At 36.6% G+C, this 22,743-nt stretch carries 16 protein-coding genes; 11 read left to right on the top strand and 5 right to left on the bottom strand.

What is annotated here, in order from left to right:
• Positions 1-54 precede the first annotated feature (54 nt).
• Positions 55-3,441 (top strand): type II CRISPR RNA-guided endonuclease Cas9, encoded by a 3,387-nt coding sequence (gene cas9, locus B3C18_RS07895; RefSeq protein WP_291144995.1) that lies wholly within the window; start codon positions 55-57, stop codon positions 3,439-3,441.
• 694 nt (positions 3,442-4,135) lie between these two features.
• Positions 4,136-5,188, top strand: coding sequence for an alpha/beta hydrolase (locus B3C18_RS07890; protein WP_291144991.1), 1,053 nt, complete (start codon positions 4,136-4,138; stop codon positions 5,186-5,188).
• Between the two features lie 126 nt (positions 5,189-5,314).
• Here the strand turns inward: B3C18_RS07890 and B3C18_RS07885 are convergent, their stop codons facing one another.
• Positions 5,315-5,773, bottom strand: coding sequence for a sensor of ECF-type sigma factor (locus B3C18_RS07885; protein WP_291144987.1), 459 nt, complete (start codon positions 5,771-5,773; stop codon positions 5,315-5,317).
• Between the two features lie 322 nt (positions 5,774-6,095).
• On the opposite strand from B3C18_RS07885, the gene B3C18_RS07880 reads away from it, so the two are divergent.
• The 4 genes from B3C18_RS07880 to B3C18_RS07865 all read left to right on the top strand — a co-directional run bounded on the left by B3C18_RS07880 (position 6,096) and on the right by B3C18_RS07865 (position 12,632).
• Positions 6,096-6,500, top strand: a complete 405-nt coding sequence (locus B3C18_RS07880; RefSeq protein ID WP_291144984.1) for a hypothetical protein — start codon at positions 6,096-6,098, stop codon at positions 6,498-6,500.
• A 415-nt stretch (positions 6,501-6,915) separates the two neighbouring features.
• The gene (locus B3C18_RS07875) at positions 6,916-8,301 is read left to right on the top strand and encodes a TolC family protein (RefSeq protein ID WP_291144982.1); all 1,386 of its coding nucleotides are present in this window, start codon (positions 6,916-6,918) and stop codon (positions 8,299-8,301) included.
• 6 nt (positions 8,302-8,307) lie between these two features.
• A complete protein-coding gene (locus B3C18_RS07870) occupies positions 8,308-11,553 on the top strand; it encodes an efflux RND transporter permease subunit (protein ID WP_291144979.1) in 3,246 nt (1,081 codons plus the stop codon).
• Positions 11,550-12,632 carry an efflux RND transporter periplasmic adaptor subunit gene (locus B3C18_RS07865; RefSeq protein WP_291144976.1) on the top strand — a complete coding sequence of 361 codons (1,083 nt, stop codon included), beginning with the start codon at positions 11,550-11,552 and terminating at the stop codon, positions 12,630-12,632. Before B3C18_RS07870 ends, B3C18_RS07865 begins: the two co-directional genes overlap by 4 nt.
• A 230-nt stretch (positions 12,633-12,862) precedes the next feature.
• Here the strand turns inward: B3C18_RS07865 and B3C18_RS07860 are convergent, their stop codons facing one another.
• The 4 genes from B3C18_RS07860 to B3C18_RS07845 all read right to left on the bottom strand — a co-directional run bounded on the left by B3C18_RS07860 (position 12,863) and on the right by B3C18_RS07845 (position 16,209).
• Complete coding sequence (locus tag B3C18_RS07860) at positions 12,863-13,246, bottom strand: DUF1573 domain-containing protein (protein WP_291144973.1); 384 nt, start codon at positions 13,244-13,246, stop codon at positions 12,863-12,865.
• 185 nt (positions 13,247-13,431) lie between these two features.
• Complete coding sequence (gene lgt, locus B3C18_RS07855; protein WP_291144970.1) at positions 13,432-14,379, bottom strand: prolipoprotein diacylglyceryl transferase; 948 nt, start codon at positions 14,377-14,379, stop codon at positions 13,432-13,434.
• A gap of 41 nt (positions 14,380-14,420) precedes the next feature.
• A complete protein-coding gene (locus tag B3C18_RS07850; protein ID WP_291144967.1) occupies positions 14,421-14,825 on the bottom strand; it encodes a hypothetical protein in 405 nt (134 codons plus the stop codon).
• Between the two features lie 91 nt (positions 14,826-14,916).
• On the bottom strand, positions 14,917-16,209 hold the full coding sequence (locus tag B3C18_RS07845) for a hypothetical protein (RefSeq protein WP_291144964.1): 1,293 nt from the start codon (positions 16,207-16,209) through the stop codon (positions 14,917-14,919).
• 376 nt (positions 16,210-16,585) lie between these two features.
• On the opposite strand from B3C18_RS07845, the gene B3C18_RS07840 reads away from it, so the two are divergent.
• From B3C18_RS07840 to B3C18_RS07820, 5 genes are all read left to right on the top strand, one after another.
• Positions 16,586-16,945 carry a hypothetical protein gene (locus tag B3C18_RS07840; RefSeq protein WP_291144961.1) on the top strand — a complete coding sequence of 120 codons (360 nt, stop codon included), beginning with the start codon at positions 16,586-16,588 and terminating at the stop codon, positions 16,943-16,945.
• Positions 16,946-17,402: 457 nt separating this feature from the next.
• Complete coding sequence (locus tag B3C18_RS07835) at positions 17,403-17,891, top strand: hypothetical protein (protein WP_291144958.1); 489 nt, start codon at positions 17,403-17,405, stop codon at positions 17,889-17,891.
• 148 nt (positions 17,892-18,039) lie between these two features.
• On the top strand, positions 18,040-19,548 hold the full coding sequence (locus tag B3C18_RS07830) for an ATP-binding protein (protein WP_291144954.1): 1,509 nt from the start codon (positions 18,040-18,042) through the stop codon (positions 19,546-19,548).
• 1,289 nt (positions 19,549-20,837) lie between these two features.
• Complete coding sequence (locus B3C18_RS07825) at positions 20,838-21,464, top strand: Crp/Fnr family transcriptional regulator (protein WP_291144951.1); 627 nt, start codon at positions 20,838-20,840, stop codon at positions 21,462-21,464.
• Positions 21,465-21,532: 68 nt separating this feature from the next.
• On the top strand, positions 21,533-22,321 hold the full coding sequence (locus B3C18_RS07820; RefSeq protein WP_291144948.1) for a sulfite exporter TauE/SafE family protein: 789 nt from the start codon (positions 21,533-21,535) through the stop codon (positions 22,319-22,321).
• Positions 22,322-22,743 lie beyond the last annotated feature (422 nt).

Raw genomic sequence — 22,743 nt, 5'->3', positions numbered from 1 at the left:
AATTACTTTATTTTTTTTTAATGGTAAAATCCATGCAGATTAATTTTAATGACTATGGCAAGAATTTTAGGATTAGATTTAGGGACAAACTCAATAGGTTGGGCATTAATTGACGATAAGCTAAATAAGATTTTAGCGATAGGAAGTAGAATATTTCCAATGGGAGTTGAAAATCTTGGCGATGGTGATAATGAAATTTCTAAAAATGCAAGTAGAACTGGTGCAAGAGGAGTTAGACGTCAATTTTTCAGGAGAAGATTAAGAAAGAAAATTTTACTTCAAAAACTTTCTGAAAATAATATGTGTCCAATGGATGCTCAAGATTTTGAAGATTGGAAAAAGACAAAATTATTTCCAACAGCTAAGCTAGTAAAATGGTTTGCATTAAACCCATACGAACTTCGACACAAAGCCTTAAACGAAAAATTATCATTAGAGGAAATTGGCAGAATTTTTTATCATTTGATTCAGAGACGTGGATTTTTGAGTAATAGCAGAAAGGGGGGTATTGATGACGGAGCCATTTTTAAAGGAAATCAAAAAGAAGGAAAAATAGGAATTGATGATACATTAGAGAGTATAGAAGATAAAACATTGGGTGCATATCTATTTGAAATATATCCAAAAGAAAACCGCCCTTTTCAAAATGGTTTGGAAAGAATTAGAAATAGATACACAACACGGAAAATGTATGTAGATGAATTTGAACTAATATGGAGTAAACAAGCACAATTCCATACAAATTTAAATGAAGAATTGAAAATTTTATTTGGTGGAAGGAAATTAGATGGTTACAAAGAAGACGGAATTTTATTTCATCAGCGACCTTTGCGCTCTCAAAAACATTTGGTTGGTAAATGTTATTTTGAGCCAACTAAAACTAAATGCCCAATTAATGCGATTCCTTTTGAAATGTTCAGGATTTATCAATGGGTAAATACAGTTGAATATAATGGAAAGAAAGTATCTAAAGAAGAACAAGAAAAATTAATTGAACAACTATTATCATTTGAAAAAATAGAATTTAAAAAATTGCGAAAAGCAATTGGCAAAGAGAGTGCTGAATTTAAATTTAATTATAAAGATGATGATAAAATTGTTGGAACATACACTATTTCTAATTTATCAAATAAAAAATTCTTTGGTAAAAAATGGTTTGAGTTTTCAGATAAACAGCAAGAAGATATCTGGCATGTTTTGTATTTTTTTGACGGTAAATCGAATCTTAGAGAATATGCGGTTAAAAATTGGAGTTTTACAGAAGAGCAAGCTGATACAATATCAAAGTTCAATGTAAAAGATGGTTATGCGAGTTTAAGCAGAAAAGCTATTGGTAATATTTTGCCATTTATGCGACAAGGATATACCTATGATGTTGCAGTTGTAATGGGAGGCGTTAAAAATGCTTTTGGAGATAAATGGCAAAACGATACTGTTGAAAATAATCGAAGGCAATTAGATTTAATTGACAATATTGAAGGAATTATCAGGTCAAAAAAATCCGGAAGCTTTATAGATACAGTAAAAGATTTACTTCGTAAAGAATTTGAGTTTGATGACAAACTACTAAAAAAACTCTATCATCATTCTGTTGCAGTTGATGTAACATCAGTGTTCGACAAATTACCAATTGGAAAAAAAGCGGACAAGGAAATTCAGGCTATTAGAAATCCTATTGTTATTACTGCGTTGTTTGAATTGCGTAAGCTCGTTAATGAATTAATTGATGACCACGGACAATTTGACGAAATAAAAGTGGAAATGGCTCGCGATTTAAAAATATCTAAATCACAACGAAATAAAATCCGCAGGGATCAAAAACGGTTAGAAAGAGAAAACGATAGAGTTAAAGCGGAAGTTGAAAAATATACAAGAGTTTCTCATGATAACATTCTAAAATTTAAGCTTTGGGAGGAGTGCAAACAAACATGTGCATATACTGGAATTCCAATTCCTATTGCTAAATTATTTACAGGTGAAATTCAAATAGTACATATTCACCCTTGGAGTCGCTCATTAAATGATAGCTTTAATAATAAGACATTATGTTATGCTGATGAAAACATACTTAAAGGAGACAGAACACCCTTTGAGTTTTATGGAAATGATGAGTCTAATTGGCCAAGTATTAAAGAAAGGGCATTAAAATTATTTTCTGACACAAAGGAGTATCCAAATGCATATCAAAAATTTAAAAGATTTGTGCAGCAAAAATTTGATGATGATTTTTCATCTTACCAGTTAAATGATACTCACCATATAAGCAAGGAAGCTAAAGATTATTTGTCACTAGTTTGTAAAAAAGTAAATGTATCACCCGGGCAACTGACTTCTAATCTGCGTCAAAAGTGGGGATTGAACCATATATTAAATACAGATAACAATGCTAAATCTCGCGAAGATCACCGTCATCATGCTATTGATGCGTTAGTTATGGCATGTGTAAAGACAAGTCATTTGCAAGAATTATCGAGATGGAATCGATATGACAGGGAGTCAGAATTAAAGAACTGCTCATTACCTTGGGTTGGATTTAATTTTGATGCAGAAAAAGCGGTTGACAAAATATTGATTTCACACAAAAGACTCAATAATATTGTAACTATTAAGGCACACAGAGTGAAAAAAAATGGAGTTGTTTTTGAAAATATTGGAGTAGCAGCAAGAGGACAATTGCATAAAGAAACTGTTTTTGGAAAGCGAAACTTTAATGGAGAGGAAGCATTTCATGTTAGAAAGGCAATTGATAGTTTAACAACTGAAAAGCAATTAGAAAAAGTAGTTGACCAAACAATTAAAAAATTAATACATAAAAGAATTCAAGAATTAGGTGGATTTGCAAAAGGCTCTATTCCTTCAAATACATTTTTTAACGTTGATGAAAATGGAATTAAACATCCACAAATATTTTTGCCTAATAAAAATGGAAGTCCAGTTCCTATTTTAAAAATAAGAATGAAAGAAAATATTGGTGGAGCCGAGCAGTTAAAAGATGATATAAATCAATGGGTAAATCCCAGAAATAATCATCATGTATTAATTTACAAAGATGAAAAAGGGATTTTAAAAGAAGAGATAGTTACATTTTGGACCGTTGTAGAAAGAAAAAGAAAAGGGTTTCCAATCTATCAATTACCAGCAGATGGCAGTGAAATACTTACCACTTTGCATATTAATGATATGTTTTTACTCCGTTTAAATGAAGAGGCAATTGATTGGGAAGATCCAGATTATGAAAATTTGAAAGAGAATCTATTTAGGGTGCAAAAGTTATCGTCTAAATTTTATGAATTTAGATTAAGTTCGGAGTCATCTATACAGAATAATTTTCAACCTTTTTATGTTAGAATTCAAAGTTTTGGTGATGGAAAAACGGGATGGGAAACTTTTAAACCAATTAAAGTAAAAGTTTCAGTTTCTGGAAAGATTCAAAAAGTATAATTTAAAAACAGTTTTTTAATGCTATTTTCTATCTTAAACATCCACACCACAACTATAATCGATATTCGATTTTGGTTATAACCATTTACGTTTTCTGATTTGATTAAAGATTAGAAAACACGATATTTCTTAGCTAAACCACTAATTATGGAATCTAGTTGTGGTTTGATTAACGATTAGAAAACACGATATTGAACCAAAAGAAATAGATAAAGAAAGATCAGTTGTGGTTTGATTAAAGATTATAAAACACGATATAATTGATTTTTTATCCATTGATATATAGAGTTTTGGTTGTGAATGTCGTTCAGAAAAATGCCTCTTTTATGGATTGATAACCCATAATTGCGGCATTTTTTCTATTGTAAGGTTTAGTAAATAAGCTTTGGGACGTTGATATACTATTCATAATTGTAAATGCAGCAGCAGTAAAATAATTCCAATTGTGTGGATAGAGGTGCTGATGGTAATGCTGATTTCCCTCAAAAAAATAAAGTATTGCCAAATTGTTTATTGGTTATTCGAAGTACACTTACTTTTCCTAATGGCGGCAAAAGTTTGTGGATTCTCTTTTCATGAATATTGGCTCTTTCACAACTTGCGTAATTGGATCTGCTAACTTTGTTTAAAAATCCGAATTAAACCATTTTAAATAAAAGCAGTCTTATTAAAATAATCTTAAAATACATAAAAAATGAAGACCCCAATTTTATTTGTTATCTCTTTTTTTCTATTATTATCCTGCTCAAAAAATGACGCAGATGAGTCAAATCAAGATTCTGCATATATAGATGATGATTTGGCAGGGCCTATTTCCAGGCCAAAAACAGGATATGGTTCGGACGGCAATTATCAGGTAGCAAAAATTAGTTTTCCAAGCCCCTTATACAGTGGGAAAAATGTTGAAATATTTTATCCAAAGGATATTACTTCACCGAAACCTGTTATTTTTTATTCGCACCCTTACGGAGGTGAAGAAAGTGCATATAATATAGGCCTGTATGAGTTTATTGCAAAGAAGGGGTATGTGGTAGTATTTGCTCCATATCCAACCACGGGTGTAACGGTCGATGAACGATATGAGACGCTATGGGAAAGTTTCAAAAAAGCTGTTACAGATTATCCTGGTATAATTGACACAAAAAAAGTAGGTTTCATGGGGCATTCCTTTGGTGCAGGCGCCTCTTTTGCTTTGGCTCACAGAGGATTTATTGACGAAGGATGGGGGCAGAACGGACGTTTTATTTTCGCAATGGCACAATGGTATTCTTACCAAATTACACAGGCTGAATTACAGGAATTCCCGGAAAATACAAAATTAATAACCCAGGTCTATAATGATGACGTAACAAATGATCATAGGCTGGCAATTGATATTTTTAAAAATATAAATATTCCAAACTCTGAAAAAGATTTTATTTTAATAAAAAAATCAGTTTTACCGACTTTTACTTACACGGCTGAGCATAATCTTCCTAATACGCAAAGTTCGTATGATGCATATGACTATTATGGTATTTACAGATTACTTGATGCCATGATTGATTATAGTTTTAATGGAAATTTGACTGCCAAAAATACAGCCCTTGGCAATGGATCTAAAGAGCAGGTAACAATGCCGAGCTATAATGGGCAGCCATTGTCTCCATTAGAAGAGACCGATAATCCTTCTCCATTATATCCACAGAGTAAATATTCTTTCCAGTGTGGTGCATTAAATAATCCCCGGATTACAAATTGTAATTAAAGATCAGGATACCGTATTTTTTGTTTCACTTTTCTGTTTCCGCTCTGGTTAAAATAATAAGAACCCTAAATAATAAAGTAAGTATTATTATATAGGGTTCCTATCGCTGTTGTTTATTTTGTGGTATTAATTTTTACCAGCTTTATCCCGATATTGTTTTAACAATTTTCGGTTAAAATCATTTTCAGATTTTTTAAGCTTTAATATTTTTTTTGCCGGAAGTACTTTTTGAAGACTGCTGATATAATTTTTTTTCAATAAATATAACTCCCTATTGGTACTTTCTATTTGTGACAATAGTATTGCTGCTTCTTTTTCTGAAATTGAATTGATATTATCATCATTGAGTTTTCGTAAATATGTTTTCATTTTTTCATGACGCAGCTTATATTGTTTATCGTCATACGTATTATAAATAGGCCAAAATTTCTCCGCTTCTGCCGAAGTAAGTTCAAGATCTGCCGTTAAAAAGGAAACTTTATAAGCTTTAATTTTCTCGAGTTTTTCGTTTGTTTTTTCATTTTGTGCATAAAATGAGAAACTCGTCAAAAATAGAAGTATCGGCAGTATGTTTTGGATTTTCATTTTTTTTTTAGTTTTTGTTGTGAAATTAAATTTCCAATATTTAGGTTACCTGCTGTTTTCCTGCTCTTGATTGAGTTTTCGAGGTTTTCCATCATTACATTATTTAAGTGCAGCTGCAGCTTAAATTCTTTTACATATTATAAGATATGTTTTACAGCAAAAGGTTTAATTTGAGCAAGCAAATAATTTATTTTTTTATTAAGGGTTCAGCGGAAGCTTACAGCCATAAATTTATGTTAAAGTTTATGGTTTAGCCTTGTAATGCAGTAAATTTGATCCCGAGAATTCTATCCAAAAACTAACTTCTCATTTTGACGCCCAAATGAAATGTCTTAAAATTATTTACATTATTCTGTTTTGGATTTCCGTTTGTGGAAATGCGTTTGCTAAGGCAGCAGAACCTGTATCTGTAAATTTTACTGCAGAGAGTACATTTGTAAAAAAAATGTTTTTAGGGACTGAACTTTGTTTTTTAGAAGGAGTCCAAAAAATAGATTATTCTAACTATCATGCACTGGATAAAATTGAAGTATTTCATCCACTAGTTACCAAAGGGATCAATAGAAAGGCAATTCCCGCAGATAGCCTGGACAATTACCTGTTATCGGATTTATATTCCAGTGAATGGATTACTTTAAAATCTTTTTATGATACCCAAAAATGTGAGGGTATTGTAAAAAAATACGCATCAAGAAACAATTACCTGCATCTGTACCAGCTATTCTAGCACAACTGTACAATTTTACAGATTCCTGATTATCAATTTCTTTAACCTCTTGAGTTATTAAGCTTCTGCTTTTTTTACTTGATGTTTTATATGCTGATGATTTACATATTCTGTAAAATTTCCAATTCCTTTTACATCGCCTATCCTAATTTGCAGATCGCAGTTTATTTTTCTGGACCTTGTATTGCGTTTTCGTAAAATTTTATGAGATTGAAAATGGCACAGATTCTTCTGCGCACATTTCCATGTATGCTTTTTTCTTATATGGATTCAATGAGATCAAGGGGCAATAGAAATAAAGACAATAACTGTTTTCTATTGCAGGGTAAGGTATGTTATAGCTATAGGGCGTTAATGTCCGTTCCCTTGTGCTTAAAGGAAAATCTTTTTATCCCATAATCTTTAATATATCATCATGATGCATTATCTAAAACAAAGCGCATTTATTGCGTTATGCCTTTTTGCAGCCATAACCAGTCATGCACAGCAGCATATTACGTTAAAAGAGCTCCTTAGTAACGTCTATAAAAAAGCTCCAGGCTTAATTGCTGACTCTGCTTCGATTGCTATTGTACAGGCAAGGTCCAATGAGACCCGCGCCAGCTGGCTGCCTACTTTAAAGCTTAATTACCAGGCTGATATAGGCACAAACAATAATACACCGGGACCTTATTTTGGTTTTGGTATTGTCCCGTCCAACTCACGCGGTGTGCGTACTGAAAACAACACAAGTGCTGTACTTACAAATTTAGGAATTGCTGCATTAGACTGGGAAATCTATAATTTCGGGGCTTATCAGGCGCAGAATAACTTAGCCAGATCGGACATCGAAGTTGAAAAAAATAAATTCCAGCAGGCCAAATATAAACTCGAGGCCTATACCATAGGCAATTACCTGCAACTGCTGCGTTTAGAGGATTTTCGCTCTATACAGTCCCACGCTATAAAACGTAACGAGGAGATAGTGCGGTCCATTAAATCCCTTGTCAAAAGCGGTGTGCGGCCCGCTGTAGAAAGCAGTATTGCCGAAGCGGAGCTTTCCAAAGCACGCTTAACTTATATTGAACTTGATAATGAGTTAAAACAAACCCAGCTGCAATTAGCAGCAATCAGTGATCTGCCTTTTGAAAATATCCTACCCGATACCCTGGCAGAAACACGGCTTATAGAGCGAGCCGATATCTCCGGGCTTATGTTTTCCGATACCACTAACCACCCTATAATTAATTACTATAATTCTCTTGTGAGCAACAGCCGTGATAAAGAAAAACTTGTCAAAAAACAATATAACCCTAAGGTTTTACTAGAAGCAGCTGCATGGGAGCGTGGGGCAAGCGTGGATGCTGAGGATCATTTCAATAAATTATCGACCGGTCTGGATTTTGACCGCAGCAACTACCTGATTGGTCTGGGAATCTCTTACAGCCTTTTTGATCTGAGGCATCAGCAATTAAAGTTACGGACACAGAAAAAGGCTACCGACTATGCCTTAAAGAATCTGGCTGCCCAGAAATCATTGCTGGCATTAGGAGTCAACCAGGCTGACCTTGATTTAAAAACCGCCCAGCAGCGTCTGGCTGAAATTCCAAACCAGCTTCAGGCTGCCAAAGCCGGATACCGCCAAAAGCTGTCTTTACATAAAAGTGGTCTGACTGACATCATTGATCTCAACGCAGCACTTACTATTTTATACCGTTCCGAAACTGATTATGCACAGGCACGGTTCTCTTACATCAGCGCCCTATTTCAAAAAGCGGTTACTACAAATCAAGTCAGCTCGCTTTTAAACCTTTTAAATTAGTTTATTATGTCAATGGTTACCTCAGCACTCAAACGGCCTATTACTACAGTGGTCATTACCTTGAGCCTCTTGATTTTCGCGATACTAAGCGCTGTGAAGATCCCTATAGATATCTTTCCGCAGCTCAACCTGCCCACGATATATGTAATAGAATCTTACGGCGGTATGTCGCCACAGCAAATGGAAGGCTTTTTCAGCACCCGTCTGCAGGATCAGTTCCTGTACGTTAATGGAATAAAAAACATCTCTGCCAAGAACATTCAAGGCCTTACGATGCTTAAGATCAGTTTTTATGAAAATACAAACATGGCCGAAGCGCAGGCTCAGGTTGCCCTGCAGGTTAACCGGGCAATGAAGTTTTTCCCCCCCGGTGCGCTCCCGCCTCAGGTAGTGCGCTATGACGCTTCCTCATTACCTGTGGGACAGCTGGTGTTGTCAGCTCCAAACCGAAGCCTGAAAGAAATTTATGATATGGCAGCTACCCGCATCAGGCCCATGTTTGCTTCTGTACCCGGATTATCAGCGCCGCCTCCCTTTGGGGCTAATTCACGTTCGATTACCGTGAATATTGATCCGGCTAAACTGCGCAGTTACGACCTTACCCCGGACCAGGTCGTCGAAGCGCTTGCTAAATTCAATGTGATGTCGCCTTCGGGTAACCTTCGCATTGATAATACGATGTTTACCACTACAATTAATTCACTGGTAAAAAAATCAGAAGAGTTCGGTGAAATTCCAATCAAAACTAAAAATGGAATTTCAGTATTGGTAAAAGATGTGGCGCGTGTAGCCGATGCATCTGATATTACCGTTGATTATGCGCTGATTAATGGAAAGCGTTCTGTTTATATCCCGGTTGTAAAAACTGCCGATGCCTCTACCTGGTCTGTCGTGCAGGGCCTGAAAAGCAAACTGCCCGAGATGCAGAGTTTGCTGCCTGATGACATAAAAGTATCATACGAATTTGACCAGTCTGTTTTTGTGATTAATGCGGTGAAAAGTTTGATAACCGAGGGCAGCCTGGGGGCCTTGCTGACAGGATTGATGGTACTGTTGTTCCTTCGTGACTGGCGTAGCAGTCTGATTGTAGTGATTACTATTCCGGTATCTATTTTATTAGGTGTTATGCTCTTAGGGGCCTTTGGACAAACCATCAATATTATGACCTTAAGCGGTCTGGCATTGGCTATTGGTATCTTAGTGGATCAGGCAACAGTAACGATAGAGAATATCCACCAGCATCTTGAAATGGGCAAGTCAAAAAAGAGGGCCATTTATGATGCCTGTGAAGAAATAGCCTTCCCGCTTTTACTTATCCTGCTGTGTATCCTGGCTGTTTTTGCACCCTCATTCCTAATGAATGGTGTGCCCAAGGCGATGTTCCTGCCCTTATCAATGTCAATTGGCCTAACGATGATCGTCTCCTACATCCTTGCCCAGACAGTGGTGCCTATTCTAAGCAACTGGCTGATAAAAGAAGAGCAATACCAGCATTATGATCATAAGCAGCTTCACGCGCATGCCGGGGAAGCACTGGATAAGCAGGAAATAATTCAGGTAAATGAACATTTGGAAAATGAACTGGAGCATCCAAAAGACAATGATTTTTTTGAGACTGTTAAAATGAAGTTTATGGGAATCATTACAAGCTGGATGCCAAAGAAAAAGCTTATCGTTTCTGCTTATTTAGCTGCTGTTGTTATTTTAGCAGGGATTGGATTTGTTGTTATTGGAAAAGATATGATGCCAAAAGTGAATAATGGCCAGTTTCTTATCCGAATTAAGGCTCCCGATGGTACGCGCCTGGAGCGAACCGAAGATAAGTTTAAGCAGGTATTATCCATTATTGATAAAACAGTGGATCACCATATTGAGATCAGTTCGGGCTATGTGGGAATAATTCCAAGCAGCTACGGGACCAGCAACCTTTATATTTTTAATACCGGTACCCACGAAGCTGTACTGCAGGTCAAACTGGATGAAAATTATAAAGTGAATATGGACGAGCTCAAAGATGCACTGCGAAAAAACATACTTCATGCCAGACCTGAGCTTCGTATTACCTTTGAGCCTATAGACATGACCGAGAAAATAATGAGTCAGGGAGCTGCCACACCAATTGAATTAAGGGTAACAGGGAAAAACATGCAGGAGATTGAAAGTTATGCCCATAGGGCAGTAGCCAAACTCAAAGGGATTTCTTATCTGCGTGATGTGCAGATCGTGCAGCCGCTGAAAATACCGGTAATTGATATTACACTTGACCGAAAAAAAATCTCGCAATTTGGACTCAATGTGACAGATGTGGCCCGTTCTGTTACAGCCAGCACCTCCTCAAGCCGTTTTACCGAGAAGAACCAATGGCTGGACGAGGATAAACAATATACGTATCAGGTTCAGGTTCAGATACCTGAGTCTACGATGAATACTATAGAAGAATTAAAGGAAATCCCACTGCTGAAAGGACAAAACACACCCACGCTTGGCGAAGTGGCAGATTTTAAAATAAATTATGCCCCGGGTGAATATGACCGCTCCGGACCAAGACGGTTTTTAACTGTGAGTGCCAATATCCATAAAATGAATCTGGGTACTGCCACAGCTGATGTTGAAAAAGCCCTTAAGGGATTAGGAGTACCGCCAAAGGGGTTGGTATGTGAATTAAAAGGAATGTCCAACTTACTGACCGAAACCATGGATAGTCTGCAGGTGGGTCTGGGTTTTGCCATCCTGGTTATCTTTTTACTGCTGGCGGCAAATTATCAGTCATTTAAGCTCTCACTTACCGTACTCTCAACAGTGCCGGCCGTAATTTTAGGCTCCTTAACGGCATTAATGTTAACAGGATCTACACTTAATCTGCAGTCTTACATGGGGATGATAATGTCGACAGGTGTGTCTGTAGCCAATGCAATTTTGATTGTGACCAATGGCGAAAAGCTTAGGTTAGAATTTCAAAATGCAACCCGCGCCTCTATTACCAGTGCCGCAATACGTTTACGTCCTATCCTTATGACCAGTTTAGCCATGATGGCAGGTATGGTGCCTATGGCAGCAGGAATGGGAGAGGCCGGCGAGCAGACTGCTCCACTGGGACGCGCTGTAATTGGGGGATTATTTGCCTCAACTCTGGCAGCTTTATTTATACTGCCGCTGGTATTTGCCTGGATGCAGGAGAAGTCAACTTATAAGTCGCCCTCACTAATGCCCGAAGAATCACCTATTTTAAATTTAAACGATGTAAAGAAATGAAAGCAAAATTAAGTATACTGGGTTTATCCCTTGTTGTTTTGGCTGGCTGTGGCCAGAGTGAAAAACCGGTAGACCTGACCCAGACAAAGCAAAATAATTCAAATCAGTATGAAATTGGAACCATCACAGAGAAAGCATTGTCCAGTTATGTTCGTCTGCCCGGACAGTTGAACCCCTTTAATGAAGTAAATTTGTTCCCCAGGGTAAATGGGTTTGTAAAATCGATCTATGTTGACCGTGGTTCAAAGGTTAGAAAGGGAGAACTGCTCCTTACACTGGAAGCCCCGGAGATGGAATCACAGCTTCAGGCAGCAAATTCGCGCTATCTGCAGGCACTGGAAACTGCAAATGCGAGTAAGGAAAAGTATAACAGGCTCAAAGAGGCCGCGGCCGAACCGGGCTCGGTATCGAACCTTGAACTGGACAGCGCGATGTCCAAGATGAAATCTGATATGGCAGTGGCTAATTCTGAAAAATCAAATGTCCAGTCGGTAAAAACCATGCAGGGCTATCTTAATATATATGCACCTTTCGATGGTATGATTGTAGAGCGAAATATATCCCCGGGGGCCCTTGTTGCACCAGGGAAAGCCAGTGACCAGCCCATGCTGGTTTTACAGGATACCAGAAAATTACGCTTAGAGGTTGCTGTTCCCGAAAACTATGTGGATAAAGTTGACCTGAATAAAGCCATAACCTTTAACTTTAATGCAATACAGGGAAAAGAGTATACGGGAAAGATAAGCCGTGTTGCCAATGCTTTGGGAAGCATGAGGTCGGAAGCCATAGAAATAGATGTGATCAACAGCGATAATAAACTAAAACCCGGCATGTACGGAGAGGTTAAAATTGCTATGGTATCGGGGGCAAAGTCCCTGCTGGTGCCCAATACGGCGATTGTTCAGACAACGGAAAAAGAATATATCATTGTAGTTAAAAAGGGCAGGGCATCTTTTGTTGATGTTAAGGAAGGCATGACAAGTAAAGATGATACAGAAATTTTTGGGGCTTTGTCACCATCAGACCGTATCATTTTAAAAGCCGGGGAAGAAATAAAACAGGGTGAAATCATCAAGTAATACAGGAAGCAAAAAAATGGAATTAAATCCCCGATGCTCCTAACTGACTCATATTATTTCTAGTAGATTAATAAGGCTGCCTTCAAATAGTGCAGCCTTATTATTATCTGGTCTTGTCTTTAAATATAAATTCTGTTTTTAAGTTTTCAGTAAGCTATTATTCTTCGTGCATTATATTTTATATCACAAAAGCTTTAAAACCAGCTATTCACTATTTTAAGCTTTTATTTTTAAAGGACTTCCCCTTTAATTCTTAAGGCAACCCTGCCGTCAGGATAATTTACGGCATTGCTCTCCACGGTAATTGTTTTACGAATCGGGCCTTCAGTCAGATTGTTGTATTTAATATTAATTTTGCCTTTTTTACCCGGCATAATTGCCGAAGCAGGTTTTGTAACAACGATTGAACTTAGTGTTGATTCTGCGCGTGTGATCAGCAGCGGTGCGTTTCCAGTGTTTTTAAATTCAAATGAACGAACTTTATTATCCGCTTTGGAAGTTGTACCATAATCTATGGTATTATCCGCATCTTCAAATTCAATTCTGGGACCATTTTGGCAGTAACCAACGGTGCTGAATAATACTACTGCAATAAAAATGTTGATATTTTTCATTTGGATTGTTTTTAAGACGTAAGTAAATTTACTTTCATAATTAAATAAAAAAAACTGTTTTCCCTATACAATATAAGTATTGATTATCTACTGGCCGCAATTTTAAAACATGGTTATTATTAATAAATAAGTTGTAGTAAAGGGGCTGTAATATAGTGATTTAATATAAATAAATTGTATGTATATCAGTTCTTAGAAAGTGATTTTCTTTTATGTGATCTGAGAATTATAAAAAAACCGACTAAAATGAATGGGATACTTAGCCACTGGCCCGTTAGCAGTACAGGGTCTTTTCCCTCAAATCCTCCCTGGCTGGCCTTTACAAATTCTACACAAAAGCGGACTGTCCAAAGTAAAACCAGAAAAACTCCAAAGATCAATCCAGGCTGGGTCCGTGCATCGGTTTTCCAGTACATATAGTAAAGGATTATAAAAACAACGATGTATCCTGCGGCTTCATAAAGCTGCGCGGGATGCTTGTAGGGTATGGCAGCGAGAATATCTGAAAACCTGGGATCTTTTGCAATTAAATCATAGGCCTGGTTGTAGTCTTGTTTACCAGTTATGCTCATGGCTTTGGCCCTGGAAAGATTGTCTTCATCCCTTATGAACTTTATTGCTGTAGGAAACGTGGAGGATACTGGTCTTCCTGTAATTTCAGAATTAAAAAAATTTCCCAGCCTTACAAAAACCCCTCCGCTGCTTACCGGTATGACGATACGGTCCAGCACCCAGAACACAGGCTTATGGATTATTTTTTTGCTGTACCAGATAACAACCAGAATCACTGCAATGGCAGCCCCATGACTTGCAAGTCCTGTAAAACCTGTATATTCAAATTTCGGACTAAAACGGAAGGGAAGCAGGATTTCCTCAGGATGCTTAGAAAAATAATTCCAGTCGTAGAAAAAAACGTGTCCTAATCTTGCGCCGACTAACGTCGCCGCTATTGTATAGATAAAAAGTTTGTCGAGCTTTTCTACAGGTTCATTCTCGCGGTCATATATTTTTTTCATTATAAACCATCCGGTACCAAATGCAATGAGAAACATAAGGCTGTAGAAATGAAGTGTAAAAAAACCGATTTGAATCCCATCTGAGGGGTTCCATATTATAGCAAGTGCCTGTATCATAATTATCTGGAAATATATAAAAAAAACAGCTCTTTTTTTGCTTATATAGTGCGCTGCCTTGCCAAATCGATATCTTCAAAAAACAAAATCTCAATAAATGTTTCTGAAAAATCATATTTGTATTTTTCAACAATATTTTTTACAAGCGCGGAATAGGAAGCTGTCTGAATCGAACAGGGAGTATATTCTAAAGTACTGTTCAAATCAGCCCCTGCATCCCTGGCAGTGATATATTTTTCTGCTGTTTGAGAATGACATGAAGCATCCATTTTGATACTCAATTGAGTAGTAGTATGCTTTTGTAGCTCATTTTCAGGTGTTTGTGAATTGCAGGTTTGTTGATTGGAAAAGGGTTTGATTTTTAAACTCTGCGCAGATAAACTAGCGGCAGCAGGAGAAATAAAACATAGTAAGATTATAAAATATTTTTCTAGAGGTAAGGCCATTATATTTGGTTTTTTTTGGTCTTGTTTACGACGAATACATAAATGTGAAGGGCGCCACTTAAGCAGTTTGGCGCCCTTGAATATAAAAAAATTATCTGTTTCCGCTGGAGGCTGTAATTTTGCCTAATTGTAATCGGAAGTCCGGTTTTTTTGCATTGAAAATATCAACGAAGGTTTCTTTGTTGTCGCTTTGTGCGGAAACATTAAAAAACAGGCTGTTGCCGTACCAGTGCTCTAAATCGTCATTGTTTGTATTGTACTCGGTAAAAATATTCCCGTTACACATGTTGAAAAACATTTCCTGAATTTTTATTTTTTTAAGATTAGCATCATTAACCTCTGTTTTGCTGTCCAATAAAACAGCAGGGCTGAATCCTGAAATTACGCTGCGTTTCATTTCAAGGAAAGCATTTTCGGCTACGTAAACAGCTTCTTTTACCAGACCTGACTGAATATCGGCTTTGATGTTATCGCTGTCGTTAAGCATTGTAATATTGGAAGCGGTAACAAAAGTCTGGTTTTTGGTAAAATCGGTCTCGTTTTTCTTTTCGTATGATTTTACTTCCATGCAGCGTGATCCGTCTTTATTACTTGATAAATAAGAAGATCTTACTGCCAGTGAGTTGTACAGGCGGCATTGAATGCCCTGGGTGAATTTATAATCGTCATTGATTGATTTATAAGAAACAAATTTTGTGGCATTTACATCACCTCCGTAAAAGGCAAATGAATCACCTCCTGAGTAGCTCACCATTATGTTCTCCAATATGGTCTTGTTTCCAACTCCTGCAATGGTAAGGCCGTTAAAAGTATCGGATCCTTTTACTTTTTTTCCGGCAAATTCAATTCTGACATATCTTAAAATACCGGAATTTGATGCGGCATTATCGCCTCCATAGGTGGTAAGTGAAGGGTCAAGATCTAAGTTGTAAGAACCGATATTTCCGAATTTATTGATCGGAGCATCACCAAGGATTACAACCCCGCCCCAGTCGCCTGCTTTTTTCATGCTGCGGTTAGAAGTAAAAACAATTGGGTCTGTTTCCTGCCCGTCGGCAATTATCTGCGCTCCTTTTGTTACCACAAGTGTGCCTTTTGTTTCAAAATCACCGATAATTAACGTACCTGGTTCAATGGTTAAAACAGCATTGTTTGTAACATACACGTTTCCCTGTAACACATAAACATTCCTCTTGAGCAATTTTGTGTTGACAGAAATATTTCCTGCTAAAATTTGGTTTGGATCGCCGTGCTCTGTTTTATGAGGTTTAAATTCGGTCCAGTTGTCCAGCCAGTTGCTGTAGCCTATAATTCCTTTCTCCTGCTGGGCACTCATACTGGTTACTGTCAAAATAATACAGATAATCTGAGTAATTTTTTTCATGATAGGGCGTATTTAGGTTAATATGTAAACTTGGGTCAGGCAATTGCTGTAAGCCAATTTAGTCAGGTAATCTTGATGGTGAAAATCCTTGGTTACACTCATTGCTATACAAACAAAAATAAATAAATAAAGTTAAATATTCGGGAAATTGTTTTTCTTTTTTTTAAAATAGCTGGTATTTATTTACTTGTTTATCTTTTTTTACCTGCTGGAACCAATAAAAGCAGTGTGCTTAAAATTTACATTTGCAGATGTATATTTACAGGGCAGTTTTTTTCTTTTAGAAGATAATTTTATTTTAAAAAGGGATATCTTTGGTACCATATTGTATCAATCCAATTGTAAATATGCCAGTATGTAATCCGTAATTCTATTGATGAAAAATTTTAAGTTCATAATTGCCGTCCTACTTCTCTTTTTTGCTTTTCTAAGCAGAAAAGAACAAAGTCGTCAGCAGGTACTTACCGGACTTGAAATGCAGCAGGTTTATTCGAAATTCCAGACACTTCATTTTATAGATTCAGGCTCCTTTGCAGCCAATAAAACGGATCTGCATACCAAGGTAAAAAAGAAAGTAAAATATAGGGCTACAACTTCTGATCCTTTTATTTTAAAGACGGCTTATTTCCATCAATTAATCCGTTTTGGTATTTTTAAAAACAGTTTAATTTACGGAATTGCCAAATTATACCAAGTGGAGAGGCATGCCCATCTTCACCTGTATCAGCTTTTCTAGGTTTTAATACCGGCTGTTTTTCCGGCAGAATTACTCTGCTCTGAATGATCTTCTGCTTTTCTTTAAGAAGCCTTAAATTAAATAAGTTAAGGAGCATTAGTCCTGATATAGGGCTGGCGCTGAATTTATTTATCCTAAAAACGGTAAGATTGAAAATAAACCGGTGTGGTGGTGCATCAGGTGCTTTATCAGCAGTTAAAGTCTTTTATTTTACTGGCTTTTAAATGTGTTGTGCCTGTCTGTATCAAAGCATATGTAATAAATAAAATCTACAGCCTGGAAGTCAGGTAGAGAAAAAAATCCACTCCCTGCAAAACCGGGTGCATAATCCCAATTGTTATAAAATAACAGTATACAAAATAATATAGATATGTTTAAATGTTTTTTAAAAAAACAAGCTTTCCTTTTTTTACTCTTTATGCTGGTTTCCTGTGAGAATCAGAATTTAAAAAGCCAGTTGTTTTTAGAGCATAATTTCCTGAAAATAATTGATGCAAAAGCTCATGCTGAAGGTTTTTTGCAGAAAAAATCAACAAAATTTAAAAAAGGTGAAAAAAAGATAATTGAACTCAATCCCAGGATTGCCTATAATGAAGATGCAGATGAACTGTTGGTTGATTTTTTTGATAAGAATCCCTTTTATAAAGATCAGTTTAAAGATCTCATCTATGATATTTCCTATAATGAATTTTCAATTGATCATAAATTTGCAAAACAAATTGGGGGATATTCAATTCATTTTAATAGCAGTAGTATTCTCACTGATGAACTGCAAAATAAAAATACAGAAAGATTTACTGTAGAGAATTTTAAATCCTTTGACAACAAGGCAATGCTGGTGCTTTCTAAAGCGGAGGATAAACATATTATAGTTTCTGTATTATTGTTTGTAAAGGACAAAAGTAAATGGAATATTGTAAAAAGGGAAATCCTGGCCAAGACATGATCTGGAAATTTATTAAAAAAAGAGCATAGCAGGCTGCTAAGCAAAAAAGACAAAAATTCAGTTCATTGGAATTTTTAAATATTGCCAGCCCGTGATGTAATGCTGTAAATGCAGAAGCTTTATAAATTCGCAAAAACCATCAACCGCCATGTACGACAACTTAACACTTTTGAAAGACATAGTAGAGAACACGCCATTACCCATAGGGGTTTATGTCGGAGAAGAACTAAAGATAGAATTAGCCAATCCCGCAATGATACAGATTTTGGGGAAAGGTAGTCAGGTAATAGGAAAAACGTTTAAGGAATTACTGCCTGAACTGGAAGCACGGCAGATATTTGATCAGGTAACTGGAGTTTTTAGGACCGGTATTGCTTTTCATGCCAAAGACAAAAAAGTAGAACTGGTAATTGACGGCATTGCCAAAACGCGTTATTTCAATTATAGTTTCGTCCCTCTTACTGACGCGGAAGGCCGAATTTACGGCGTGATGAATACAGGAGTGGACGTTACGGACCTGTATCTGGCAAGACTGCAGGTACAGAGCGCAGAGGAAAAACTCCGCATAGCCATTGACGCCTCTGGCATGGGGACCTACGAAATAGATCTTAAAACACAACAAATCACAACCTGCGGAAATTTTAACGCTATCTGGTCTGCTGGCCAGAATATCACTAATAAAGAGTTAATTGCAAAACTGCACCCTGAGGTTCTGGGGGTACGGGAAAAAGCACATAAGGAGGCTCAAAAAACCGGTATAATAAGCTATGAGGCCCGGATAATCAAGGAGGACCAGTCCATACGATGGGCGAAAATCAATGGGAAAATTATCAAAGATCTAGACGGCAGAGCAGTCACCATTATTGGAATCATCCAGGATATAAGCGGGCAGAGGCAGTTTGAGCAGGAACTAAAAAAGCAGGTCACCGAGCACACCAGAGAGCTTCGCAGATCCAATGACGATCTGCTGCATTTTGCCAGTGTAGTAAGCCATGATCTTAAGGAGCCTGTGCGAAAAATTATGATATTTAATGCCTTTTTGAGAAGTGATCTGGAATCTGGTTCCTTGCAGAGTGCGGAAAGATATCTGGGAAAAATTGATCATTCTGCCCTTAGGATGCATGCTGTCATAGAGGGAATCCTTGATTATTCCACAATTGACAAAACAGCACAGCCGGTACAAAAAATAGGCCTAAATGAAATTATGGAGCATATAAAAACGGACCTGGAGCTGGTTATAAAAGAAAAAAACGCCATATTGATCGTAAGTGAGCTTGCTGAGATAGAAGGGGCTCCGATACTCATTCAGCAGCTTTTTTATAACATAGTGCACAATGCACTCAAGTTTTCAAAGTCAGATCAGCCGCCGCGGGTAATTATTTCATCGGCGCTGGTAGAAATTAAGGGCAGTGATTTTGTACGTATAAGTATCAAAGATAATGGGATAGGGCTGGATTCAAGTCATTTTCAAAGCATATTTAAGGCCTTTGAGCGACTGCATTCTAAAGATGAGTATGAAGGAAACGGACTTGGGCTTGCACTGTGCAGAAAAATAGCCAAAAGGCATAACGGAACTATTGAGGCCTTTGGTGATAAAAATAACGGAGCAGAGTTTATAGTCACTCTGCCTTTAAAACAGTTTAAAACTGCCATTTAGAATGTCAGGTATCAGGCATTTACTCAAGATATTAAGACTGCAAAACATACCACAAGCTCGCAATGTCCGTAATTGGAATTGGCGGCAGCGGATATGAAATCTAAAAAAAGAGAAAATTTAACAGTATTTTAAAAATATAAACTATGATAAAATTTTGGTTGATTACAATTTTGATCTTTACTTTTTCAACCTATGTACTGGCGAGATTAACTTTAAAATCATACAGGCAAGAAGCGGGAGAGAGAATTTGGCGGTACGGCAATGGAAGATCCACTTACTGGCGTATTCTCACTTGGTGCAGTATTGCAATAACCATTGTAGTTATGCTTGTGTTTTATTGGGCAGGAATTCCTATTGTATAGCAATATAAAAGCTGCAGTTAGATATAACTGGAAGTATACTTAGATACCTCTTAGCGATGAGTTTACTCAATACATTTCCCGAAGCAGAGTTATTTTTTAAGAGTGAATTCATAATCTTCAGAGCTGCTGCAGGTATATAGATGTTATTGTTGTTTTAAGCTGTTTGTATTTCTGAATAGTACAACGCTATAAAACTTGCTATCCAAAAAGTGATTTAGATTATCCAAGTCTGCCCGCAGGATTATTGCAATTATGCCGGTCGAAATTTACATAATAGCTCTTTTCAGGAGCTTTTCCCGCTATCCGTTTTAATCTTTTGTGCCAAAGCCCGGCACAAAAGGATTTCACTGCACACCAGCGAAGCGAACTGGTGAAGCAATCGGGTCTAAGGGCCGCTAAGGGCCCAATTTTATATTTAGGACAAATGACCATAGGCTGGCAATTGAGATATTTAAAAATATAAATATTCCAAACTCTGAAAAAGATTTTATTTTAATGAAAAAATAAGTCTTGCCTAATTTTACTTACACAGCTGAGCGAAATCTTCCCAATACGCAAAGAGCGTATGACGCATATGACTATTATGGTATTTACAGATTACTAGAGGCCATGATTGATTATAGTTTTAATGGAAATTTGACTGCTAAAAATACAGCCCTTGGGAATGGCTCTAAAGAGCAGGTAACAATGCCGAGCTATAATGGGCATGTACGATCTCCATTGGAAGTAACTGATAATCCTTGGGCATTATATCTACAGAGTAAATATTCCTCGCAGTGTGGTGCATCAAACAATCCCCGTATTACAAATTGTCATTAAAATAGGAGTATTTTAAATAGATATATAATACAATAAGTCATTTTTTTTATTCCTTATAAATGATTCCATTTGTTTTATAGTATTTTTACTTTTCAAAAAATCATTCTAATGCACGAATCTATTCACAAAATATTTCCTTCTTTTTCAAGCTTACTTATAGATGATATAGAAAAAAATGCTGTAATACAGGAATTTAAAGCCGGTGATGTTTTAATGAGGACGGGGCAATATATCAAAAGCACTATGCTGGTGATTAGCGGTAGAATAAAGATTTATAGAGAAGATGATAACGGCGGAGAGTTTTTCATGTACTACCTGCAACCTGGGCAGGCTTGTGCCATTTCGATGATTTGTGCCACTAAAAATAAAATTAGCCAAATCATGGCTAAAGTAGAGGAAGATGCAGAACTTATTATGGTACCGTTGCCCTTAATGGATAAATGGATGATGCAGCATCGCAGTTGGTATGAATTTGTGATCGAAACTTATCGCACCCGATTTGAAGAGGTCCTAGATGTAGTAGATAATATTGCTTTTAAGGCAATGGATGAGCGATTAGTTTTTTATCTAAAACGGCACCAGGAAGTCAGCAAGACCAATGTTTTGAACTTATCGCATCAGGAAATTGCAATCGAACTTAATACTTCAAGAGAAGTAATATCACGACTACTAAAAAAAATGGAGCAAGGGGACTTATTAAAACTACACCGCAATCAAATTGAACTACTAAAATAGTCCTCTGTGATAAAAGTTACTGTGAACTGCTATATTTTAAGATAAGTTTGCCCATTAAATTTATTCAAATGGAATACATCGGTTATATAGCATCAATCATTATTGGAATTTCTTTAGGCTTAATAGGGGGAGGCGGCAGTATTCTTACTGTGCCTATTTTAGTATACCTTTTCAAATTAAACCCTGAAAATGCGACCAGTTATTCCCTTTTTATTGTAGGTACAACTGCTATGGTGGGAGCTTACAGACATTATAAATTGGGAAACCTAAAAATCAAATCAGCACTTTATTTTGCCTTGCCTTCTGTTATTTCCCTGCTCTTTGTCAGAAAGATGGTAGTTACAAAGATACCTGCTGTCCTATTTTATATTCAAGGGTTTGAAGTGTCTAAAGATTTCCTGATTATGTCAGTTTTTGCCTTATTAATGATCGCAGCCTCTACATCTATGATTCGAAAAACTAAAACAGGGTCTCTTTCCAACACAGTAAACTATTCCCGTTTGGCTATCGTCGGATTTTTAGTAGGTCTGCTAACCGGTTTTTTAGGAGCTGGTGGCGGTTTTTTAATCATTCCGGTACTTATTTTTTTTGCTGATTTATCCATGAAGCAAGCCGTTGGAACTTCGTTGTTAATTATATTTATAAATTCACTTATTGGTTTTACAGGTGATATGATTAATGGTGTAGAGGTTAATTATAAATTATTATTTACCATAACCGGAATTGCCATTGTCGGAATGCTGATAGGAACCCAATTATCAAAAAAAATAAATGGTTCCAAATTAGAGCCTGCTTTTGGTTGGTTTGTTTTAATTATGGGGTGTTACATCATAGCCAAAGAAATCTTCTTCAAATAATCTCGTGCTGTGTAAATAGCCTTTATCTCAATGCTTTTACTTTAAAAGACTAAGAAACACGGCTTAGAGCAGAACAGGCCCCAACATCCATTTTCAACTCAATATGGATAATCAATGACCAAAGACTTTGTGATTATTATACTAAAAATAAAATGAAGCTCTCTTTCGCCCAGAGAAAAACAAGAGGGTCTATGGTAATACTAAAAACTAAAGTTTTTTTGTGTTATATGAGAATAGAATTCCAGAAGGTAATGCCTAACATTGAATTTAAACAAAAGCTTACTTTCAATTTTTAAAATGGATTTTTTATGAGCTATGTAACTAATATCACAGACTATAAGAAGTATTGGTTTTAATTTTACAAAACAGATATCAAAAATTTTGTGACAATAAAGTGGCATTAAGTAAGATAGAAATTAAAT

Origin of the sequence: Flavobacterium sp. UBA7680 (assembly GCF_002482975.1) — a bacterium.
GTDB lineage: Bacteria > Bacteroidota > Bacteroidia > Flavobacteriales > Flavobacteriaceae > Flavobacterium.
The sequence above is the reverse complement of the archived record's forward strand: the minus strand, read 5'-3'. Positions and strand labels throughout refer to the sequence as shown.

What these genes read in the sequence shown, in the direction of transcription:
- B3C18_RS07875 (WP_291144982.1), top strand. Translation starts at nt 6,916, where the DNA reads ATGATGCATTATCTAAAACAAAGCGCATTTATTGCGTTATGCCTTTTT.
- B3C18_RS07850 (WP_291144967.1), bottom strand. Translation starts at nt 14,825, where the DNA reads ATGGCCTTACCTCTAGAAAAATATTTTATAATCTTACTATGTTTTATT.
- B3C18_RS07820 (WP_291144948.1), top strand. Translation starts at nt 21,533, where the DNA reads ATGGAATACATCGGTTATATAGCATCAATCATTATTGGAATTTCTTTA.
- B3C18_RS07825 (WP_291144951.1), top strand. Translation starts at nt 20,838, where the DNA reads ATGCACGAATCTATTCACAAAATATTTCCTTCTTTTTCAAGCTTACTT.
- cas9 (WP_291144995.1), top strand. Translation starts at nt 55, where the DNA reads ATGGCAAGAATTTTAGGATTAGATTTAGGGACAAACTCAATAGGTTGG.
- B3C18_RS07870 (WP_291144979.1), top strand. Translation starts at nt 8,308, where the DNA reads ATGTCAATGGTTACCTCAGCACTCAAACGGCCTATTACTACAGTGGTC.
- B3C18_RS07880 (WP_291144984.1), top strand. Translation starts at nt 6,096, where the DNA reads ATGAAATGTCTTAAAATTATTTACATTATTCTGTTTTGGATTTCCGTT.
- B3C18_RS07830 (WP_291144954.1), top strand. Translation starts at nt 18,040, where the DNA reads ATGTACGACAACTTAACACTTTTGAAAGACATAGTAGAGAACACGCCA.
- B3C18_RS07840 (WP_291144961.1), top strand. Translation starts at nt 16,586, where the DNA reads ATGAAAAATTTTAAGTTCATAATTGCCGTCCTACTTCTCTTTTTTGCT.
- B3C18_RS07890 (WP_291144991.1), top strand. Translation starts at nt 4,136, where the DNA reads ATGAAGACCCCAATTTTATTTGTTATCTCTTTTTTTCTATTATTATCC.
- B3C18_RS07865 (WP_291144976.1), top strand. Translation starts at nt 11,550, where the DNA reads ATGAAAGCAAAATTAAGTATACTGGGTTTATCCCTTGTTGTTTTGGCT.
- B3C18_RS07860 (WP_291144973.1), bottom strand. Translation starts at nt 13,246, where the DNA reads ATGAAAAATATCAACATTTTTATTGCAGTAGTATTATTCAGCACCGTT.
- lgt (WP_291144970.1), bottom strand. Translation starts at nt 14,379, where the DNA reads ATGATACAGGCACTTGCTATAATATGGAACCCCTCAGATGGGATTCAA.
- B3C18_RS07885 (WP_291144987.1), bottom strand. Translation starts at nt 5,773, where the DNA reads ATGAAAATCCAAAACATACTGCCGATACTTCTATTTTTGACGAGTTTC.
- B3C18_RS07845 (WP_291144964.1), bottom strand. Translation starts at nt 16,209, where the DNA reads ATGAAAAAAATTACTCAGATTATCTGTATTATTTTGACAGTAACCAGT.